The organism is Novosphingobium sp. B1 (assembly GCF_900176395.1).
Lineage (GTDB): Bacteria > Pseudomonadota > Alphaproteobacteria > Sphingomonadales > Sphingomonadaceae > Novosphingobium.
Genome location: NZ_FWXL01000002.1, coordinates 433,474 through 453,471, shown reverse-complemented (window position 1 = coordinate 453,471; position 19,998 = coordinate 433,474). Strand labels below are relative to the sequence as shown.

At 63.1% G+C, this 19,998-nt stretch carries 13 protein-coding genes and 1 pseudogene; 6 read left to right on the top strand and 8 right to left on the bottom strand.

Annotation, left to right across the window (positions count from 1 at the left end):
- Nucleotides 1–64 precede the first annotated feature (64 nt).
- Nucleotides 65–1,681, bottom strand: coding sequence for a glycoside hydrolase family 43 protein (locus B9A23_RS05440; protein ID WP_084277814.1), 1,617 nt, complete (start codon nt 1,679–1,681; stop codon nt 65–67).
- Nucleotides 1,678–2,865: an MFS transporter gene (locus B9A23_RS05435; RefSeq protein ID WP_254895017.1), complete on the bottom strand. Its 1,188-nt coding sequence runs from the start codon at nt 2,863–2,865 to the stop codon at nt 1,678–1,680. The genes B9A23_RS05440 and B9A23_RS05435 overlap by 4 nt, the downstream gene beginning before the upstream one ends.
- Before the next feature lie 491 nt (nt 2,866–3,356).
- Between B9A23_RS05435 and B9A23_RS05430 the strand changes: the two are divergent.
- Together B9A23_RS05430 and B9A23_RS05425 are read left to right on the top strand one after the other, a co-directional pair.
- Nucleotides 3,357–6,235: pseudogene (locus B9A23_RS05430) on the top strand (TonB-dependent receptor).
- Between the two features lie 127 nt (nt 6,236–6,362).
- A complete protein-coding gene (locus B9A23_RS05425) occupies nt 6,363–8,444 on the top strand; it encodes an alpha-L-arabinofuranosidase C-terminal domain-containing protein (RefSeq protein ID WP_084277812.1) in 2,082 nt (693 codons plus the stop codon).
- Here the strand turns inward: B9A23_RS05425 and B9A23_RS05420 are convergent.
- Genes B9A23_RS05420 through B9A23_RS05410 form a run of 3 tightly spaced genes read right to left on the bottom strand, consistent with a single transcriptional unit; the run spans nt 8,423 to nt 11,024 of the window.
- A complete protein-coding gene (locus B9A23_RS05420) occupies nt 8,423–9,484 on the bottom strand; it encodes an MFS transporter (RefSeq protein WP_084277811.1) in 1,062 nt (353 codons plus the stop codon). The two genes, B9A23_RS05425 and B9A23_RS05420, sit on opposite strands and share 22 nt — an antisense overlap.
- On the bottom strand, nt 9,376–10,080 hold the full coding sequence (locus B9A23_RS05415) for a DUF3089 domain-containing protein (RefSeq protein WP_084277810.1): 705 nt from the start codon (nt 10,078–10,080) through the stop codon (nt 9,376–9,378). The genes B9A23_RS05420 and B9A23_RS05415 overlap by 109 nt, the downstream gene beginning before the upstream one ends.
- Nucleotides 10,077–11,024: an alpha/beta hydrolase gene (locus B9A23_RS05410; RefSeq protein WP_084277809.1), complete on the bottom strand. Its 948-nt coding sequence runs from the start codon at nt 11,022–11,024 to the stop codon at nt 10,077–10,079. Before B9A23_RS05410 ends, B9A23_RS05415 begins: the two co-directional genes overlap by 4 nt.
- Nucleotides 11,025–11,197: 173 nt before the next feature.
- Between B9A23_RS05410 and B9A23_RS05405 the strand changes: the two genes are divergently transcribed.
- Nucleotides 11,198–12,175: a quinone oxidoreductase family protein gene (locus B9A23_RS05405; protein ID WP_084277808.1), complete on the top strand. Its 978-nt coding sequence runs from the start codon at nt 11,198–11,200 to the stop codon at nt 12,173–12,175.
- Here the strand turns inward: B9A23_RS05405 and B9A23_RS05400 are convergent, their stop codons facing one another.
- Together B9A23_RS05400 and B9A23_RS05395 are read right to left on the bottom strand one after the other, a co-directional pair.
- Nucleotides 12,176–12,928, bottom strand: a complete 753-nt coding sequence (locus B9A23_RS05400; protein ID WP_084277807.1) for an enoyl-CoA hydratase/isomerase family protein — start codon at nt 12,926–12,928, stop codon at nt 12,176–12,178.
- A gap of 181 nt (nt 12,929–13,109) precedes the next feature.
- A complete protein-coding gene (locus tag B9A23_RS05395) occupies nt 13,110–15,692 on the bottom strand; it encodes a TonB-dependent receptor (protein ID WP_254895005.1) in 2,583 nt (860 codons plus the stop codon).
- A 214-nt stretch (nt 15,693–15,906) separates the two neighbouring features.
- Here B9A23_RS05395 and B9A23_RS05390 point away from each other — a divergent pair, with 214 nt between their 5' ends.
- Entirely contained in the window at nt 15,907–16,314 is a 408-nt protein-coding gene (locus B9A23_RS05390; RefSeq protein ID WP_176217892.1) for a MarR family winged helix-turn-helix transcriptional regulator, read from the top strand.
- Between the two features lie 4 nt (nt 16,315–16,318).
- Here B9A23_RS05390 and B9A23_RS05385 read toward each other — a convergent pair whose 3' ends face one another.
- The gene (locus B9A23_RS05385) at nt 16,319–17,752 is read right to left on the bottom strand and encodes a methyl-accepting chemotaxis protein (protein WP_084277804.1); all 1,434 of its coding nucleotides are present in this window, start codon (nt 17,750–17,752) and stop codon (nt 16,319–16,321) included.
- A 222-nt stretch (nt 17,753–17,974) separates the two neighbouring features.
- Between B9A23_RS05385 and B9A23_RS05380 the strand changes: the two genes are divergently transcribed.
- Entirely contained in the window at nt 17,975–18,937 is a 963-nt protein-coding gene (locus tag B9A23_RS05380; RefSeq protein WP_084277803.1) for an NAD(P)/FAD-dependent oxidoreductase, read from the top strand.
- Between the two features lie 94 nt (nt 18,938–19,031).
- Nucleotides 19,032–19,976: a helix-turn-helix domain-containing protein gene (locus tag B9A23_RS05375; RefSeq protein WP_176217891.1), complete on the top strand. Its 945-nt coding sequence runs from the start codon at nt 19,032–19,034 to the stop codon at nt 19,974–19,976.
- Nucleotides 19,977–19,998: the final 22 nt, after the last annotated feature.

Genomic DNA, 19,998 nt, shown 5'->3' with positions numbered 1-19,998 from the left:
CTGGCACTGTGTTTTACGTTAACATACGTTTGGGCAGGATGCACTTGGCAAAATCTCGCGGCGGTCAGTCCGATGCGAGTCCCTCGTAACGGAAGAAGCGAAAATCTGCATGAGCGCCGTCCCCGGACAAGTCCTGCGCGGCCACGCCAACGAAAGTGCCGGTAAAGTTGGGCAATCCGGGCAGCGAAACTTCATCGGACAGCGCGCTCGCGTCGAGGACTACGGGCCATTCGCTCCAGTCAGTCTCGCCGCAACGCCAGCTGAAGCGCAGTTCGGCCCCGCTAACATCGACACGCAGCTCGATCTCCCCTTCGGGTAGTGCATCGGCCACGACGAATGCGACGGTTTCCTCGCCCGGCACGGCCGACAGCACTTGCAGTTGCCGGCGATCACCTTCCATCGTGAGGTTGAGGTAGTGGAACTTTGTGCTGTTGTAATAGCAAATGAGCCCGGCGGATTGCTGGAAGTCCTGCGGGTCAAACGCCACAAGCGTGCTTGCGGTAAAGACGAAATGCTCCTGCCGGCGCGCAACGAGCGCTTGCTCGAAGAAGCTGCCGACAGTTTCGCGGCCGTAGAGGCGCAGCCAGCCTGGACGGGCAGAGAGGCTGAAGAGCCGCTCGGGCACCGGGGAACGCAACCATTGCAACGGCAACGGCAAATTGCCTTCCTGGAAAGCGCCGTCCCAGGCCGGATCTGCAATATCGGGCGCGGCGGGCAGGTTCGGCAAGGCGGGGGTGGGTTCTGGCGCTGCATCGCCGGCAAGCGTCCGCAACCAGCCGTCCTCGCACCAGACCATCCGCTGGATCGCCGTCTCGCGCCCTAGGACACAGCGCTCCTGCCGCGGCAGAGGTCGGCCGCAGAGGTAGGCAATCCATGTGCTGCCATCGGGCAGGTCGACAAGATCGCCGTGCCCGGCGCGGGTCAACGCACCGTCGCGCGTCCCTGCAGCAGTCAGTACCGCGCCGTCGGGATGCACATCGTATGGCCCGAGCAGGTCACGCGAACGCGCCATCACCACAGCATGCTCCCAGCCGGTGCCACCTTCTGCCACCATGAGGTGATACCAGCCATCCCGCTTGTAGATGTGCGGCGCCTCAGTAAAGCCGCGCTCGGTACCGGCGAAGACAAGGTGGCGATTGCCGACAAGCCGCTTGGTCGCTCGATCGAGCTCCTGAAGCACGATGCCGCCAAAACGGCTGCTGCCCGGGCGGTGGTCCCACATCATGTTCACCAGCCATGTCCGGCCATCGTCATCATGGAACAGCGAGGGATCAAAGCCGCTACTGTTGAGATGGACCGGATCCGACCACTCACCATCGACGCTGTCTGCCGTCACGAGATAGTTGTGAAAATCGCGCAAGGATGCCCCGGTGGCGCCGTTCACGGTGGTCTGGCCGTAACGCTTGACGTCGGTGAACATCAGCCAGAATTTTCCGTGGGCGTAAGTGAGATCCGGCGCCCAGACCCCGCAGGAATCCGGATCGCCGCGCATGTCCAACTGGCTGGCGCGCCGAAGTGGACGTGCAATCGTACGCCAATGCACGAGATCGCGGCTGTGGTGGATCTGCACTCCGGGAAACCACTCGAACGTCGAAGTGGCGATATAGAAGTCGTCGCCCACACGCACGATCGAAGGATCGGGGTTGAAGCCACGAAGAACAGGATTGGCAAAATGGGTCATGCGGGCTTTCGCACCAAGGTCCAGAGAAGGGCTGCACCGATCAGGTCGAGCAGACCCAGAACGATGAAGAAGGGTTCATAACCAACGCGATCAACCAGCCCGCCCAGCAGGAGCGAGAAGAGCAGGACGCCGAGGTTGGCAGCGAGGCCTGCGAGACTTGCGGCAGTTGCCACTTCGTTGCGGCGGAACAGGTCCGATGCCATGGTGATGACAGTGACAGACAGCGTCTGGTGAGCGAATCCGCCGAGACAAAGCAGCGCTATCGCGACGTAAGGGCTGCTGACCATTCCGACCAAGGCCATGCCCGTCATCATCACTGCGCCAAGCGTGAAGGCCATGCGACGTGCATCGATCAGGTTGACGCCGCGCCGGTTGAGCGCGGAAGCAACCGCGGGACCGAACAAGCAGCCAAGGTCTGCTGCAAGAAACGGCAGCCACGCGAATATCGCGATCTGTGTCAGGTCGAAGTGATGGACCCGCGCGAGGTATAGCGGCATCCAGAACGACAGCATGCCCCAGACCGGGTCGGCCAGAAGGCGAGGCAGAGCGATGCCCCAAAGGTTTCGGCGCCGCAGGATGGCAGCGATCGAGGCGCGCTGCTCGCTTGCGGCGAGGTGCGCCTCCTGCCCCGAGGCAATCAGGGCACGCTCATCCTCGCCGATGCGGCGATGCCGGGCGGGGCTTTCATACCAGAGTAGCCACAGCACGACCCAGACCAGTCCCAGCCCGCCAGCGACGACAAAAGCCGCGCGCCACGAATAGGCAAGCACTGCCCAAGCCACGAGTGGCGGCGCGAAGACAGCGCCGAAGGAGGCCCCGATGTTGTAGATGCCGCCTGCCGTGCCACGCTCGCGCGCCGGGAACCACGTGGCGACAAGCTTCTGACCAGCGGGCTGGGCCGAGCCTTCGGCAAGGCCGAGAAGGCCGCGTAGTGCGGCGAAGCTGAGCCAGCCTGAGGCGAAGACATGCGCCATCGTGATCAGCGACCACAGGCCCGCGCAGACCGCAAAACCGATGCGAAGGCCCGCGCTATCGAGGAAATATCCGGCAAGCGGCTGGAGCATGATGCCAACCTGGAAAGCGCCGGTGATCCAGCCGTATTGCTGGCTGGTGATGCCCTGCTCCTGCAGCACGACCGGTGCAGCAACGCCGAGCACTGAGCGCGCCAGATAGTTCAGCACCATTGCGCCCACGAAGAGAGCAATGATCGTCCAACGGATTCGGGTAGCCTTCAAGCTGCGCAACCAATTATCTCCCAAACCTCGGCCTTTTGCCGGATCGCACGGTGTGACCTGCTCGGCCCACCCTGACCCGCCCATCGCATTGCCAATTTGTCAGACTATTGACAAGCATGGAATCGCAACGTAGACGAAAATGAGTTAACGTTACCACTACTTGGGGAAAGTGGCTTAGTAAATCCCCGGAAAGTCGACGATTGGAGAGGTGTTGTCAGACCGCCGAGTCGCGCCGAGAGGTTCGCAAGGCAGTGGTTTGATGGATCGCGCCGTATCAGCGCCGCCCCTCCCTGATTCGACTTGTCAGTTAAAACGCTGCGCAGACCGATGCAGCTCTAACGAAATTTATGTGGAGGAGTGGGATGTTGTTGAACTTGCTGGATTGCCGTCGCCTGTTGCTGCAAGGCGCATCGCTCGGGGTCGTAGCGCTTGCCGGACTGATGCCAATCGCGGCGCAGGCGCAGGATGCGGCCAATCCATCCGTGGCCGCAGACAGTGCAGCCGAGCCTGACGAGCGCCCGAGTGCGGCTGAAATCATTGTTACCGGATCGCGCATCAACACGAGTGGCTTCACCGCGCCAACGCCGACCACGGTAATCGGCAGCGAACAGATCGCCGCCAACGCGCAGCCCAACATCTTCACCACGATCTCGCAGCTTCCCTCGCTGCAGGGGTCGAGCGGTACGCAGGTCAACACCTTCAGCACTTCGAGCGGCGCACAGGGCCTCAGCTCGTTCTCGCTGCGCGGCGTGGGCACGATCCGCACGCTGACACTTCTCGATGGCCAGCGCGTCGTCGGCGCGAATGTCACCGGCGTGCCGGACATCAGCCTGTTTCCGCAGCTCCTGACCCAGCGGGTTGACGTGGTGAACGGGGGCGCATCTGCATCCTACGGCTCGGACGCGGTAGGCGGTGTCGTCAACTTCGTCACCGATACCCGCTTCAAGGGGATCAAGGGCAACATCCAGGGCGGCATCACCAATTATGGGGATGACGAACAGGCTGTCGCCCAACTCGCATTCGGCACGGCCTTTGCCGAAGATCGCCTGCGCGTGATCGGCAATGTCGAATATTCGCACGAAGGCGGCGTTGGCGGCGGAGAATGGGGCATCGGCCTTGCCAACGGACGCGACTGGTTCAAGCAGACGACGCTGATCAACCGTGGCGTCCTCAACGACGGTTCGCCACAATTCCTTCTGCGCGATTTCGCCCAGTCGACCACGTTCACCAAGTATGGCCTGATCACGGCGGGCCCGCTCCAGGGCATCGCATTCGATGCAGCAGGCAACCCGTTTCAGTTTCAGTACGGCTCGAACGGCGTGCCCGACAAGAATGCTGCGGGCACCATCACGGGCTGTTTCCCCGGTTTCTGCCTGGGCGGTGATCTGACCGGCAACGTAGATGCGGGCCGTTCGCTCAAGTCACGGATCGATCGCTACAACGGCTATGGCCGCATCGGCTTCGAATTCACACCGGGCAGCGAGGTCTATGCCACGTTCAACTATGGGCGGGTGAAGACCCAGAACCAGCCAGTGAATGGCCAGAACCGCCCCGGCCTTACTATCCAGTGTTCGAACCCCTACCTGCCTGCCAGCATTGCCACTGCCTGCACAAATGCCGGCATCACCAGCTTCCGCTTCGGCACCAGCAATGCCTCGCTCGGCAACACGCAGGTCCACACGGACCGTGAGCAGGTGCGCGCAGTGATCGGTGCCAAGGGCGCCGCCGAAATCGGCGGTACCGAGTGGACTTACGACACATATTACGAGCATGGCGTTAACAACACGCGGATCGACGTCGACAACATCCTGCTGAGCAACCGCTTCAACAATGCGATGGATGCCGTGCTGGACAATGGCGTGATTGTCTGCCGCAACCCGGTTGCCCGCGCCAACGGCTGCGTCCCGCTCAACATCTTTGGCGACAAGGCGTCCGAGGCTGCGCGCAACTACATCATGCCCGAAGCCGGGCCTTACCAGCGCACCCGCCAGACCCAGGATGTCGCCAGCATCAACTTCTCGGGCTCTCCGGTCGAGCTGTGGGCTGGCCCGCTCTCGGTCGCCTTCGGTGGTGAGTGGCGCCGCGAACATTATCGCGTTACTGCCGATCCTTATGGCGCGGGCTTTGCCAACACTCCTGCCGGCGGCGATTATCCGGCCGATCCGCTACTGATACCTGGTGGCAACAACTGGTACGCCGGCAACTACAAGAACGGCAACGGCACCTACACGGTCAAGGAAGCCTACCTTGAAGTCGACGTGCCGATCCTCAACTCCGACAGCACGGGCAAGCTCAACGTCAACGCTGCTGGCCGCGTGACCGACTACAGCACCTCTGGCACGGTCTGGGCCTGGAAGGTGGGCGGCACCTGGGAACTGCCCGTCGATGGCCTGCGCGTCCGCGGCGTGATGTCACGCGATGTGCGCGCTCCCAACCTGTCGGAACTGTTTGCGGCACCAGTCACCACGACGCTGCCCAACTTCTTCGATCCGTTCACCAACTCGAACGTGCTGGCGATCCAGAACACACCATCGGCAACACGGCGCTGACGCCAGAATTTGCCCGCAACAACACCGCAGGTATTGCGCTGGCCAACCCGTCGTGGCTGCCCGGCCTCAACGTCTCGTTCGACTGGTACCAGATCAAGATCAAGGACGTGATCTCGAGCCTTGGTGCCAATGACATCGTCCAGCTCTGCTTCCAGAAGGTGCTCAATTCCACCTGCAGCGCATTCAACCTGAGCAACACCAACGGGCCGAACTTCATCAACGTGCAGGCGTTCAACCTGGCTTCGATCAACACCAGCGGGTTCGACATCGAGGCCTCGTACCGCTGGCAGCAGCCGCTTGGCCTGCCGGGGAGCCTGACCTTGCGTGGGCTCGCCACTCACGTGATCAAGTTCATCACCGACACCGGCCTTCCAGGCACGCTGCCGGTGGACACGGCAGGCAACAACAACGGCGCAACGCCCGACTGGAAGTTCCTGCTGATCCAGAGCTACGAGAACGACAAGTTCTCGCTGCTGGTGCAGGAGCGCTGGTTCAGCGATGGCGTGATCGGCAACCAATACGTGGTATGCTCAGCCGGAAATTGCCCGGCCTCCACTTCGCAGCGGCCGACGATCGACCAGAACTTCCTGCCCGGTGCATTCTACCTCGACATCGGCGGCAGCGTAAACATCACCAAGGAAATCGTCGCCTACGCCAAGGTCGACAACGTGTTCGACAACGCTCCCGCGCGAACGAACATCTTCTCCAACCCCGCGCTCTATGACGGGCTTGGCCGGATCTATCGCGCAGGCGTCCGCTTCCGCTTCTGATCCCATCCCTTGCGCGGCGGCCCACCACAACCACCATCGCGCAATCGTCCGGGCCATGCCGTTCCACCTCTCCCGGAGCAGCATGGCCCGGCCCCCCTGTATCCCCCGAGTTCCTGCGGAGCCCGCCATGAAGCACTCCCTGCCTGCCGCCCTCCTGTGCGCGGCACCGCTTGCCGTGCCGGCCCATGCCGCGCCGAAGCCCGTAATCGCCCGCATCGATGCAACAAAGCGGTCAGCCCCGGTCTCCCCCTATCTTTACGGCATGTTCATCGAGCCGATTGGCAACCTGATGACCCGCACATTGTGGGCAGAAATGCTGGACGATCGGAAATTCTATTTCCCGGTGGTCGACGCGGCACGCGATGTTCCGCCCCCTCCCAATGCAGAAGGTCGCCCCGGGACCGAATGGCGGCGCTGGCGCCCGATCGGGGGTGGAGATGCCGTTGTCATGGACCGGGACACGCCGCTTGCAGGAGAGCAGAGTCCATCGGTCGCGGTGAGTGCGCAACCACGTGGACTGATGCAGTCGGGCATCGCGCTTGCGGAGGGACGCAAATACACAGGGAGCCTTTGGCTTTCGGGCGACGCGAGCGCCACCGTTTCGGTCGCGCTGGTTTGGGGTGACGGCCCCAACGAACGCCAGTCCATCGCTCTCCCGGCCCCGACCCGTGACTGGGCGCGCACCGCCTTTTCTTTCACACCCGCAGGCCCCAGTGCCGACGCCCGGATCGAAATCACCGGCACTGGCACCGGCCGCTTCCGCGTGGCTGCGGTGTCACTGATGCCAGCCGACAACATCAACGGCTGGCGCGCCGATACCACCGCTCTGGCCCGGTCCCTCAATTCGGGCATGTGGCGCCTGCCGGGTGGCAATTTCCTGTCCGACTGGGACTGGCATGAAGCCCTCGGCGACCGCGACAAGCGGCCACCCATGTTCGATCATGCCTGGGCGGCGATGCAGACCAACGATCTGGGCATGGACGAATGGATGGAATTGTGCCGGCTTCTGGAGGTCGAGCCATATGTCACAGTCAACGCCGGACTGGGCGACGCAAACTCTGCCGCCGAGCAGGTGGAGTATCTGAACGGCTCCACTTCGACCTACTGGGGGTCGCAACGCGCTGCCAATGGTCACCCCGTACCCTACCGGGTCAAATGGTGGAACATCGGCAACGAGCCGTTCGGCTGGTGGCAGATCGGCAAGACCTCGCTGGATTACTATTTGATCAAGCACCGAGAGTTTGCCCGCAAGATGAAGCAGCGTGATCCGTCGATCCTGCTCATCGCATCAGGTGGCATGCCCGATCAGCTTCACGAAAAGGGCGTGAAGGAGAACTCTTCGCTCGAGTCGATCCAGTCCAAATTCAGTACCGAGCACGACTGGACTGGCGGCTTCTTCGCCAAAGCCTGGGGCACGTTCGACGGCATCACGGAGCATTGGTATGACCGTGCCGAGGAGCGACCACAGGCTGCTCCGGCGGACGAGTTAATGGAATACGTCCGCTCACCATCCAACCACGTCCGCATGGATGCGCTCGAATGGGAGATCTATCGCGGCAAGTATCCGCAGCTGGCAAAATCCGACGTCTTTCTCGCCATTGATGAATACGCCTATATGGCTGGCGAGCCGACGCTGAAAACCTCACTCGCCTACGCCATGGTCTTCAACGAGATGCTGCGCCACAGCGACTTCCTGAAGATGGGCGCTTTCACGACTGGAGCGTCCACGATGGACATTACGCCGCACGCGGCCGTGTTGAACGCAACAGGCATGGTATTCAAGCTCTATGGCGAGAAGTTCGGCAAGGGCGTCGTGCCGCTGGCGCTCGAGGGTGGAAGCCCGCAGCCGAAAATGAAGTACCGCGTCGGCAATGCCCATCCGCAGGTCGAAGCGGGAAGCCCGACTTTCCCGCTCGATGTTGTCGCCGGCCTTACACCAGACGGAAAGTTCCTGCGGCTGGCGATCGTCAACGCGACGTTCGAGCAACAGACGCTCGACCTTGCGCTGACCGGAACTGCGGTAGCCCCGAAAGGCGAAAGCTGGTCGCTGTCGGCACGGAGCCTGTCCGCCCGCAACAAGGTCGGCCTACCAACCGAAGTCACTATTGCCAGGGCGCGCGCAGCGCTGCGGGGAAAGCACCTGAACATTCCGGCAACGTCGGCGGCGATCTACGAATTCCCGATCGTTCAGGACTCGGGCAAGCGATAGCGGCTGAAGATCAGCAGCGCGATCACCTGCAGGGTGGCAGGGATCACGCTATACAGCAGGACAATGCCCGTGATTGCGCTGTCGCTCTGCGCGGCGGCGCCACCGGTGGAGGACACGAAGCCGAACGCGCTCATCACGATACCGGCGATGACCGGCCCGAGCGCAAAAGCCAGCTTCTCCATAGCCGAGAACAGCCCAGCGAAAACGCCCTCATTGGCAACGCCCTGCATCCGGCGCTGGTAGTCAACCGTGTCTGTCATCATCGACAGCGCCAGAAGAATGAAGCCGCCATTGAATGCACCGATGATCACCGCACGCAGCAGGATCAGCAAGTGCTGGGTGTTTATCGGTTGCCCGCCAGGCAGCGTGGCGACATCGGTGCCCCCCTTGCCGACCCACAGCCAGGTAATGGTGACCGCTGCCCAGATTGCAGCAGCCAGAACGTAGGCATGCGGCTTGCCAATGCGTCTGGGAAGCCACAGCCAAAGCGGTTGCGAGGCAAGGCTTGCAGCGGACATGCGCAGGATGAACGCGGGGATCAGCCAGATCGCCTGCACTGCATAGAGGAACACGAAACCGATGACCGTGTAGCTCGCCGCCTGCCCGGTGTTCGAAACGAAGGTTGTGGCAAGAAGCACGAGATAGGGCCTGTTGGCCGCAACGGTGCGCAACTGGTCAAGCAACGAGCCCGGCACGGCACCTGCGTTGATCAGCGGTACGCGCCGCAGGGCACTCGCCGTGGTAAGCATGGATATGAGGCGCAGGCCGCCGAAAATCCAGCTCATTGCCCGCCAGCCTGCCGCCCCACCCCCGAAATGCGCGATTGTCGGCTGCGCAAGGCCCACTCCGACCAGCACGCCCAGAGTCGCAAAGAACATGCGCAACACCATGATGCGGTTGCGCTGGTGCGGATCGCTCGAAAGCTCGGCCGCTATGGCGAGGTATGGCACGGAATAGACGCTGAACGCGGTCGAGGCGAGAAAGAACAGCGCGCAAATCGCCGCCGCGGCGATGTAGGGGCTGGGATAGGCGTATTGCAAAACGGAATGCCCGCAAGCCGAGGGGAAAGGTCACCCTCCATCAGGTTGATGCCGATGACATAACCAGCCACCATGCGGCCCTGCAGCCTGGTGCCCTTGATCCGCTTTTCCAGCAGCGAGGTCGTGTGCGCCCCGCCCTGGCTGTGCCCGGCGATGATGAAGGGGCGGCCCTTGTTCTCGTGGGCCATGTACCAGTCGAACGCACGCTCGATGTCGGAATAGGCCAGCGCAAAGGCCTTGTCGCGATTGGCCGGGTCAGCCAGCGCCTTGGTGGTAGCGGCGCGAAAGCGTGGGGCGAATACCCGGCAGCATGCCGAAAATGCGCTTCCCTGCCGCTGCACCGCGCTTTCCTCGGTCCACTTGATCACTGCGGGATCAAGCGGATCGTGGTTGAAATCTGTCTGCGAACGCGTCGTCGTCGGGTGGATCCAGAACACGTCGACGCCGCGCAAGCCCTTCGGCGTCGCCATGCCCTGCGGCAGGCTGTCCACCGTGCTCCAGTACTGCGCCTGCCCGTAATCGGGCACCGGCACATCGGCCAACGCTGGCCCGGCAATCGCCGCAAGCAGCGGTGCAAGGATCAGGCGCAACCTCATTTGCGCGCCATCTCCGCATCCAGCCAATAGCCAAACTCGTCGATCCAGTGGTCGGCCGTCGACCCGCGGGTGGCCATGCCGAAGCCGTGGCCCCCGCGCTGGTAAAGGTGCAGTTCGGGGCGGTATCCTGCGGCGAAAAGCCTGTCGTAAAAGGCGCGAAAGCCTTGATCCACGGCACGGTCTTCCTGCGCCATGACCATGAACATCGGCGGCAATCGGCCCGGTGCCGGGGTCGGCGGCGGAAGCAGCCATGGCTTCTTCGCATTGCTGTCGGGCGAAGGCAGATTCGCCGGAGGGATCGGCGGTGTGGGGCCGAAAGGCATGCCATAGATCAGCGCGGCGAAATCCGGCCGCTCTGCCGCGTTGGGCGCAAGCATCGTCATCCCCGCCACATGCCCGCCAGCGGAAAAGCCCGTGACGCCCACGCGATGCGGATCGATCTTCCACCTGGCGGCATTGGCCCGCACGATGCGCAGCGCCTCCATTCCGTCTTCCACGCCGGGAACGCCGCCCACGCCCGGCGCAAGCGTCGCCTGCACCCGCTGGCGCATCGCCTCGTTGGTCTCGCCCGGAGGCGACTGGATGAGGCGGTATTTCAACACGAACGCCGCAACTCCGCGCGCTGCCAGCCAGCGGGCCACGCGCGTGCCTTCGTGGTGGATCGCCAGCAGGCGAAAGCCGCCACCCGGCGCTATCACCACCGCCATGCCATTGGCCTTCGCCGGATCGGGCAGGAACGGCTGCAGCGTCGGCACTGTCACGTTCCAGACCTGCTCGCCATTGTCGCGCAGTTCCTCCTGCACCGGCACCTTGGCCAATCCGGGCCATCCCTTGATCGGTGGCACACCGGACGGCCACACCGGCATCGGTGCAAGTTCCCCCTCCTGCGCCGACGCTGGCGTGGCAAGCAGAAGGGCAAGGCCGGCAAGGACGATCCGTAGCATCCACGCTTCTCCGGGAGTTTGGAAGAGGCGCACAGTGGCAATGCGCAAGCCTTTGCAGCACCGACGCGTCGCCTCTATCCGCCCATCGGTCAGCCTGATTGCACCTGCGACATCGCCGGTCTAACCCTGGCCGGACCTAGCCCTCACCTTGCCCTTACCTTCAGGAGCTTGCCATGCACGCCAAAGCCGTCCGCCTCACCTCTATCGGCGGCCCCGAAGTCATCGCGTGGACAGACTTCGACCTCAAGGAACCGGGCGCGGGCGAAGTGCTGGTCGAGCATACCGCTGTGGGCCTCAACATGATCGACACCTATCATCGCAGCGGCCTCTATCCGATCCCGATCCCCGGCGGCCTCGGCGTGGAAGCGGCGGGACGCGTGGTCGCGGTGGGTGACGGCGTGACCGGATTGCAGGTTGGCGACCGCGTCGCCACCTTCGGGCCGGAGCTGGGTGCATATGCCACGGCGCGCATCTATGCGCAGAGCGCGCTGTTCAAGCTGCCCGATAGCATTGCCGATGAGGTTGCCGCTGCCGCCATCCTCAAGGGCTTTACCGTGGAATTTCTTGTCGAACGTTGCGCAAGGGTCGAGGCAGGCTGGCCGGTGCTGGTCCACGCGGCGGCAGGAGGTGTGGGGCTGATGCTCGTGCAGTGGCTCAAGCATATCGGCGCCACGGTCATCGGCACCGTCTCCACCCCGGCCAAGGCCGAGGCCGCGCACGCCGCCGGTGCAGATCACGTGATCGACTATGCCCGAGAGGATGTCGCCCCGCGCGTGCGCGAGTTGACCAGTGGCGCAGGCGTGAGCGTGGCCTTCGATGGCGTGGGCAAGGATACCTGGGAAGCCAGCCTCGGTTCCACGGCACGGCGCGGGCTGATCGTCAGCTATGGCAATGCCTCCGGCCCGGTCAGCGGCGTGGCGCTGGGATCGCTCGCGCAGAAGGGCTCGCTCTTCGTGACGCGGCCCACGCTCTATCATTACTACACCGAGCCGGCCGAGCGCGCAGCAGGATCGGCGCGGGTTTGGGACATGATTGCGAGCGGCACGGTGAAGGTCTCGATCGGCCAGCGCTATGCGCTTGGCGACGTGGCACAGGCGCACCGCGATCTTGAAGCGCGGCGCACCACCGGTTCGACTGTTTTGACGATCTGATCAGCCGAAGGTCGGCTTGCGCTTTTCCAGAAAGGCGGCAGTGCCCTCCTTGAAGTCCCGCCCGCCGAACGCCGCGGCGAAGACCTGCAGTGAGCGGGCATCGTCCTGCGCCTGACCATCGAGAACAGCGCGCACGAAACCCTTCATCGCCTGGGTGGAGTGCGACGATGCCGCCAAGATCTGGGCGATCAGGTCATCCTCGGCGGATGCCAGTTCCTCGATCAGGCCGATCCGGTGCGCTTCGGCCGCATCGATCAGCATGCCCGTGAAAAGCATGCGCCGCGCCTGCCCGGGTCCGACGAGATCGACCAACAGCTTCACGTCGTGAAGCGGATAGACGATCCCGAGCTTTGCCGGCGTGATGCCAAAGCGCGCGCCAGCACCAGCGATGCGAATGTCACACGCGAGCGCAAGGCCGCAGCCGCCGCCAATGCAATCGCCTTCGACCATGGCCACCGTGGGCAGGCGGAAACGGGTCAGTTCGAACTGTGCCCGGTTTATGGCCTGCTGGTTCTCTTCGTGCCAAGCCATGTCATCGCGATTTGCGACAAGCTCGGCTATGTCCGCGCCGGCGCAGAAGGCACCGCCGCTGGCAGACTTGACCACGAGCACGCGGCATTCGGCATCGGCCGCGGCCTGCGCCAGCAGATCCGGCAACATCCGCCACATCGCGAGGTTGAAGGCATTGCGCCTGTCGGCGCGGTCGATCAGCAGATGCGAAACCGGTCCATGCTTTTCCAGCCGCAACGTCATCGCTTCTATTGTCCCTCGCCTGGCGCGTTGATTGGCAAGCGCCGTGGCACGCCAGCATGGCCCTGCCAAGCGAAGATGCGGGAACGAAGACCGCCGCCTGCCCACCAGGGACAAGCGGCGGCCCTGATCGAGACGAGCGCGCCGCGATGCCGCAACGCGCTCGTTCCCCTCCCCCAAGCAATCAGAACGATCGACGGACCGAGACCGACCATGTGCGCGGACGGCCCGGTTGGCCCGAGGCGGTGCCGGCACCGAACGCTTCCTGCAGCAGGGTCAGGAAGTAGTACTTGTTGGTCAGGTTCTGCACTTCGAGAGTGACGCCCCAGTCCTTGGCATCGGACTGCCAGCCAAGCCGTGCATTGGCGAGGAAGTAGCCATCGATGCGGTTCGAAAGGCGCAGCGTGGTGATCGGACCGCCGCCGCCGGCATTGCTGAACGGCGATGGCGTGACCGGGCTGTTGGCCGGCACGGTGCTGCTTACCGCCAGACTGTCGAGATTGGCGGCTTCGGTGTATATCTTCGACTGGTAGGCGCCATCGAGACGCGCGGTGACCACGCCCTTCAGAACGTCCGGAATGTCATATTGGATGCCGAAGGCCGCTTTCCATTTCGGCGTATAGGGCGTCACGTCCTTCAGCGTCACGCCGGTCGCCAGCGTGTCGACCTTCTGGTACTTGAAGTCTAGATAGCTGACCGATCCGTCGATGGTGAAATACTCGCTCGGCCGGATCAACGTTTCGACCTCGAAGCCCTTTACGTGGGCCGACCCGACGTTTGACGGACGAAGGCAAGGCGTTGCCTGCGAAGACCCTCCGGGGCCTGCCTTGGCCAAATCTAGGCAGTTCACGCTGGACAGGATGATGTTCTTGTAATCGTTGAAGAACGCCGAGACATTGAGGCGAAGCCTGCGGTCGAACAGGTCGGACTTGAAACCGGCCTCATAGGCGGTGATCGTCTCGGGCTTGAAGGCGGTTGCCTGGCTCGGGAAGAACGGGCGCGGGTTGACGCCGCCGGCGCGATAGCCGGTCGAGACCTGCGCATAGAACAGGAATTCGGGGCTGAAGCGGTAGTCTGCAGCAACGCGCCAGTCGACGCGGTTGTCGCGGAAGCTGGCTTTCAGCCCGTCCAGTCCGAACAGCAGGCAGTTCGGCTGGTTGCCCAGCCCGGTCGGGCCGGCCGTGGGTGCGCCGAGGAAGAAGTTGCACGGACCCTGGATGTTGGTGCCATCGGGATTCTTGCGGACATAGCCATAGTCCTTCTCGTCCCAAGACTGGCGGATGCCGCCGGTCAGGTTCGCAGCATCGGTCAGCGCATAGGTGAAGTTGGCGAAAATCGCCTTGTTCTTGGCGGGCGTCGGATCGGGTCCGTGACGGAAGTCGATCCCGGCGTAGTTCAGATTGATGCGCCCGGTGAACGTGCCGCGCCTATCGAAATAGAAGCCGCCGAACGTGAAATCGAGCTTGTCATCCAGCACCTTGCCCGAAAGGCGCAGCTCCTGGCTCCACTGCCGGTTCTTCTGCGTCTGGTTCAGGTTGTTGTTGGCAATGGGCGAGCCATCGGAGTCATAGGACCAGTCCGCCGTGTATTTGCGCCAAGAGGTGATCGACTTGAGCTTGAGCTGGTCGGAAACGTCGACATCGATGGTCAGTGCCGCGCCATAGTTGTCGAGGTCCGAATGCGGATCGGTGAACGTCGGCTTGTAGGGCATCTGGCTGTCGGGCCGCGAAGGGTCGGCATAGGTCGCATAGGAAATGAAGCGCCGGTCATAACCCGAGATCGTATCGCAGCTGTTCACGCCATTGGGCACGAAGGCGCAGTTTAGCGGAATGCCTGCGCCATTGGTGCCAACCAGGAACGGCCGGCCACCGGTGAAGGTTGCATTGGGTCCGTCAAACACGGCAGACGTGTTGGCATAGAGCAGGACGTTCGCGCCCGGCTCGTTGCGCTCGCGCGTGTAGTCGCCCGTAAGGTTGATATCGACAGTCGAGGTGGGCTGCCAGCGCAGCGAGACCTTGCCCGCAACCGACGACGTGCCGCCGACCTTGCCCAGCACCGGGTCCGCGCCCTTGGCGAAGGTCGGCACGTTGGTGCCAGGGTGGGTCAGGTTGTAATCAAGCCGCTTGACGTAACCGTCGATGTTCTTGGTAACGCCAGCCACGCGCATGAACAGGTTTTCCGACAGCTTGAGATCGAACAGCCCGCGCACGTCAATGCGGTTGTACCGGCCATAGGTGCCTTCGAGCGAACCGCTGTTGCTGCCCTGCGGCTTCTTCGAATAAAGCTTGATCGAGCCGCCCAGCGAATTGCGCCCGGCCAAAGTGCCCTGCGGCCCGCGCAGCACCTCGACGCGATCGAGATCGGTCAGGTCAAGCAGCGATCCGGTCAGCGTCGGAAGATAGACATCGTCGATGTACATGCCCACGCCCGGCTCAAGCGCGAAGTTCGGGTCGGTCTGGCCAACGCCGCGAATGAAGGCGATGATGCCCGGTCCCAGTTCCTGGCCTTGCGGCTTCAGCGTGACGTTGGGGGCCTGCGAGGCGATTTCAGACACATTGGTCTGCCCGCGTTGCGCCAGCAATTCCCCGCTGACGGCAGTGATCGCCAGCGGCGTGTCCTGCAGGTTCTGTGCGCGGAACTGTGCGGTAACGACGATCTCGTCGGCCGTCGGTGTACGGTCCTGCGCCTCCTGGGGGCTTTCCTGCGCCTGGACCTGTGCCGAAACCGAAAGGGCAAGCAGGCTCGCGCCCGCGCAAAGCAGTTTCATCATCCTCTCCTCCCACGCCGGGCCCGGTTATTGGCCGAAAGGCTTTTCACCTGTTGGCACGATCCGATTTTTCGGGTTCGCAGCCTTCAGCCAGATGCCCAGCGATTTGGGGAGTATGCCCGATTCCTTGTTATGGTCAATAGCAACATATGGTAGAATATTTTGCGCCGCCAGCAGTGTGCAACATTGCAGCATCAATGATACACGCGATGTGATGAAGCACCCGCTCGATCCCCTGCTCGGTTTCCATCTCGTGCGCACTGCCACGATGGCGCTGCGCGCGGTCAACCAAGCCTATGGCGATCTGGGTATCCGCCATCCCGATGCGGCGGTCATGATGGCGATCGAGGCCAACCCCGGCATCACGCAAAGTGCGATTGGACGGATGCTCAACATCCAGCGGTCCAACATGGTGCCGATGGTGACACGCCTGACAGAGCGAGACTGGATCGTTCGCGAGCCCGGTGCCGGCAAGACCATCCGCCTGTTCCTTTCGCCAGAGGGCAAGACGACAATGCCCCGGCTGCACGAAGCCTCACGCGCTGGCGAGGATCGCCTGAAGGACGCGATAACTCCCGAAACCTACCGCATGCTGTTGCTCGAACTGCGCAAGCTGCGCTGACCGGTCAGGCGGCGCGGCGCATCACCTCCAGACCGGAACGGCTGACCCTCGAAAAGATGGCGACGGCAGACGCCAGGCGGCCCGAAGTGGTGGCCATGCTGCGCGTTGCCGCAGCGCTCTGTTCGACCATTGCGGCATTCTGCTGGGTTGCAAGGTCGATCTCGGACAGTGCCTTGTTCACGGTCTGGGCGTTGATTGCCTGCTCCTGGGTCAGCTGCGCGGCTTCGGCAACGCCATTGCTGATGTCTGTGACCTTGCCGATGATGGCGTGCAGCATCCCGCCCGCGCCCTTGACCAGATCCGCCCCGCGATCGACCTGCTCGCGGCTGGACGACAGCAGCTTCTTGATGTTGTCAGCCGCCTCTGACGATCGTTGTGCAAGAGCGCGAACCTCATTAGCTACAACCGCAAAACCCCGGCCCATCTCGCCAACCCGCGCTGCCTCGACCCCGGCGTTGAGCGCGAGCAGGTTCGTCTGGAACGCGATGCCGTCGATGATTTCGGCGATCTGAACCACTTCCTGTGCGCTCTGCTGCGCATCGTCCATGGCGCTGACCGCCTCGCGCACGGCTTCGCGGCCCTGGGTTGCTTCCTGCTCCGTCTCGCGCGCGGAGACCCGCAACTCGGCCATCGATTGCGAGGTGCGGGCAAGGCCCGAGGTAAGCTCGTCCATGCCGCGCGCGCAATCCTGCACATTGTTGGCCTGGCGCTCCGTTCGCGAGGCAAGGTTCTCGGTCGCAGCGCGGATCTCGTCGGTCGACGTCGCGATATGGCCGCTGCTCTCCGAAACCAGGCCGATGGTGGCGGACAGCTTGTCCATCGCGGCGTTGAAATCGTCCTCGACCTGGCGGAAGCTGTCGGGAAGATCGCTCATGCGGGTGCCGAGGTCCCCCTCGGCAAGGGCCCGCAAGGATACACCCATCTTGCCCAGCACAATGTCGCGCGTGTTTTTCTCGGCCATCTCGAAGTAGGTCGACAGCGCGATGTCCATGTCGATCATGGAAACCTTGACCAGTGCGACGAGATCGTTCGCCATGCGCCGGCGAGCGGGGGAAAACCGGCCCGCGCCACGAAGCATCATCGCAGTGATCATGTGTTCGAGGATCAGCGCATAGCCGCCGATGTACCACTTCGGCTCCAGCCCGATGCGGGCATGGGTATTGCCGATCTTGAGCGCACGCTCGTGGTAGGCCTGATCGAGACCCGTCTCGAACACCTTGATCCAGTGATCGCGCTGTGCGCTGCGGGCATGGCGAACGCGGTCGCTGGACGAGAAGAACTTGCCCAGCGCCGGCGTGGCACCAAGCTTGTCGTAGAACTTCTCGAGACCGCCATCCACGGTCTGTCCGACAAAACGGGCAAGCCTGCCAAAGCTGCTCTCGTTCCTGTCGAGCTCGTAGAAACCGATACGTTCCTGCAGATCCGCGGCGACCGCCATATTCACTCCCCAACGACTGGAAGCCTTGGATTATGGCAATGCGACTGAATTGGTCGGAAATGCGAAATTACGGAAATCTGGCTATGCCCTAAAGGACAGGGTGGATGGGTTTGCGGCGTCGTTGCGACCGATTATCAACCAAAGACAGTTAATCGCAGAAACAATGCGCACGTCCGCCGCAGCTTCGGCGGAACAAAAACTGCGCACCCGACTTGCGCAGGGATGACCGCAGGCCCCTCCTCCCTTCCCGAAGACGCCGCTGACAGCCTGCCCGGCGGGCCGCTCGACGTGATCGTGATCGGCGCGGGACCTGCCGGTTTGACGGCCTCGATCTACCTTGCCCGCTATCACCTGCGAATTGCGGTTCTGGACGCCGGGCGCAGCCGTGCAGCCACGATCCCAAGGACCCACAACCACGCCGGATACCCCAACGGCATTGCAGGAACGGAACTGCTGGGCCTGATGACGGAGCAGGCGGAACGTCACGGCGTCCGGGTCGAACGCGCGGTCGTCGAGAAGATCGCATTGGAGGACGGCCTCTTCACCGTGGCTTCTGCAGACGCAACGTGGAATGCCCGGAGCGTGCTGCTGGCCACGGGCGTCGTCAACAATCCGCCGCCTCTTGCGCCGGAACTTCACGACGCTGCGCTGGCGCGAGGGCTGCTGCGCTATTGCCCGGTATGCGATGGCTATGAGGTGACCGACCAGCGCATCGGCGTGATCGGCCATGGCGAGCGCGGGCTGGGCGAGGCGCGCTTTCTTCGATCCTACAGTTCGGACGTGACCCTGATCGGCTGGCCCGATGGCCATGGTCTGGATGAGGCACAACAAGATTCGGCGCGCGAACTCGGCATCGCCCTGGCACCAGCGAAATGCGAAAGCCTGCATCTTGATGGCGAGCGGATCATGGTCAACTGCGGTGGCCAGAGCCTTGGCTTCGATACGATCTACCCGGCTCTGGGTTCGGTCATCCGCTCCGAACTTGCCATTTCATTGGGTGCTGCCTGCAACGATGAAGGCTGCCTGATCATCGACACCCACCAACGCACCAGCATCGCCGGCCTTTATGCCGCGGGCGACGTGACCAAGGGCCTCGACCAGATCAGCCATGCCATGGGCGAGGCTGCGGTTGCCGCTACCGCCATCCGCAACGATTTGGCCGGACAGGCGCCACTCCTGCGATAGACCGGCTTGGGTCGAACCATGGGCACATCCGCGCCGCATTGACGTTATATCTGCCGTAACCCATTGGGAGGATGACCAAAAAGGGGATCGCGAAATGGCGTTTGGCACATCGGCATCTTTGCCGACACACGAGGCGGGGCCGGCAGCCGAAGCAGCACCGCGCATGGCTTACCGGCAACCCGCGAAAACGCTCGACGGCATCGTAAGCGGCTATCACCTCTATGCCGTCGCGCCGCCGGCAGGCCAAGTTCATGCCGACACATTCCAGCCTTCATGGTTCAACTTGCGCGTGCTCCTGGACCCCGCAACTGCGTGGACGATCAAATGGGGCGATGGCGTGCCGCAGCGCATCCCCGATGTCGCCCTGTTCGGTCCATCGAGCACTGTTCATTGGTCAAGTAGCGATCGGGGAACGGTCCTTGGAGCCGGCATAACGCCGCTTGGCTGGTCCCGCCTTGGTCATCGGCCTGCCGATACGCTATCGGATCGCGTCACGCCCGCTGCCAGTATCTTCGGCAAGCAGGTGCAGGTTCTGGCGCAGCAATTGCGCAACGCTCCCGAGGCGATGATCGGCGCAATATTCGACCGCTGGTTTGAACAGATGCTTCGCCCGCCCGGTCGCGATGACGATGCCATTACCGTGCTGAGTTCTGCCCTGCTCGACCCGGCGGTGCGAAGCGTGGCGAGACTTTGCGAGCAGACCGGCATCGCTCCCCGCACGCTGGAGCGCCTTTGTCGCAAAGTCTTCGGGTTTCCGCCCAAGTTCCTGTTGCGCAGGGCCCGCTTCCTGCGCTCGCTTCATGCCCTGATCGGAGGTGGCCCCGGCCGCGGCGCACTCGCCATCGACGCAGGATACACCGATTATCCCCACTTCGTACGCGAGGCTCATGAGTTCCTCGGGATGTCGCCCACCCGCTTCCTTGCATGCAGCGGCCCGTTGTTCCACCAGTCGCTTGCCCTGCGCAAGGCTGTGCTGGGCGAACAGGCGCAAGCGCTGACAAGGCCGAGTTGCGCGGGTTCCCTTTCGATCCCACGATAAGGCGCAGGCCCGTCCACGCTGC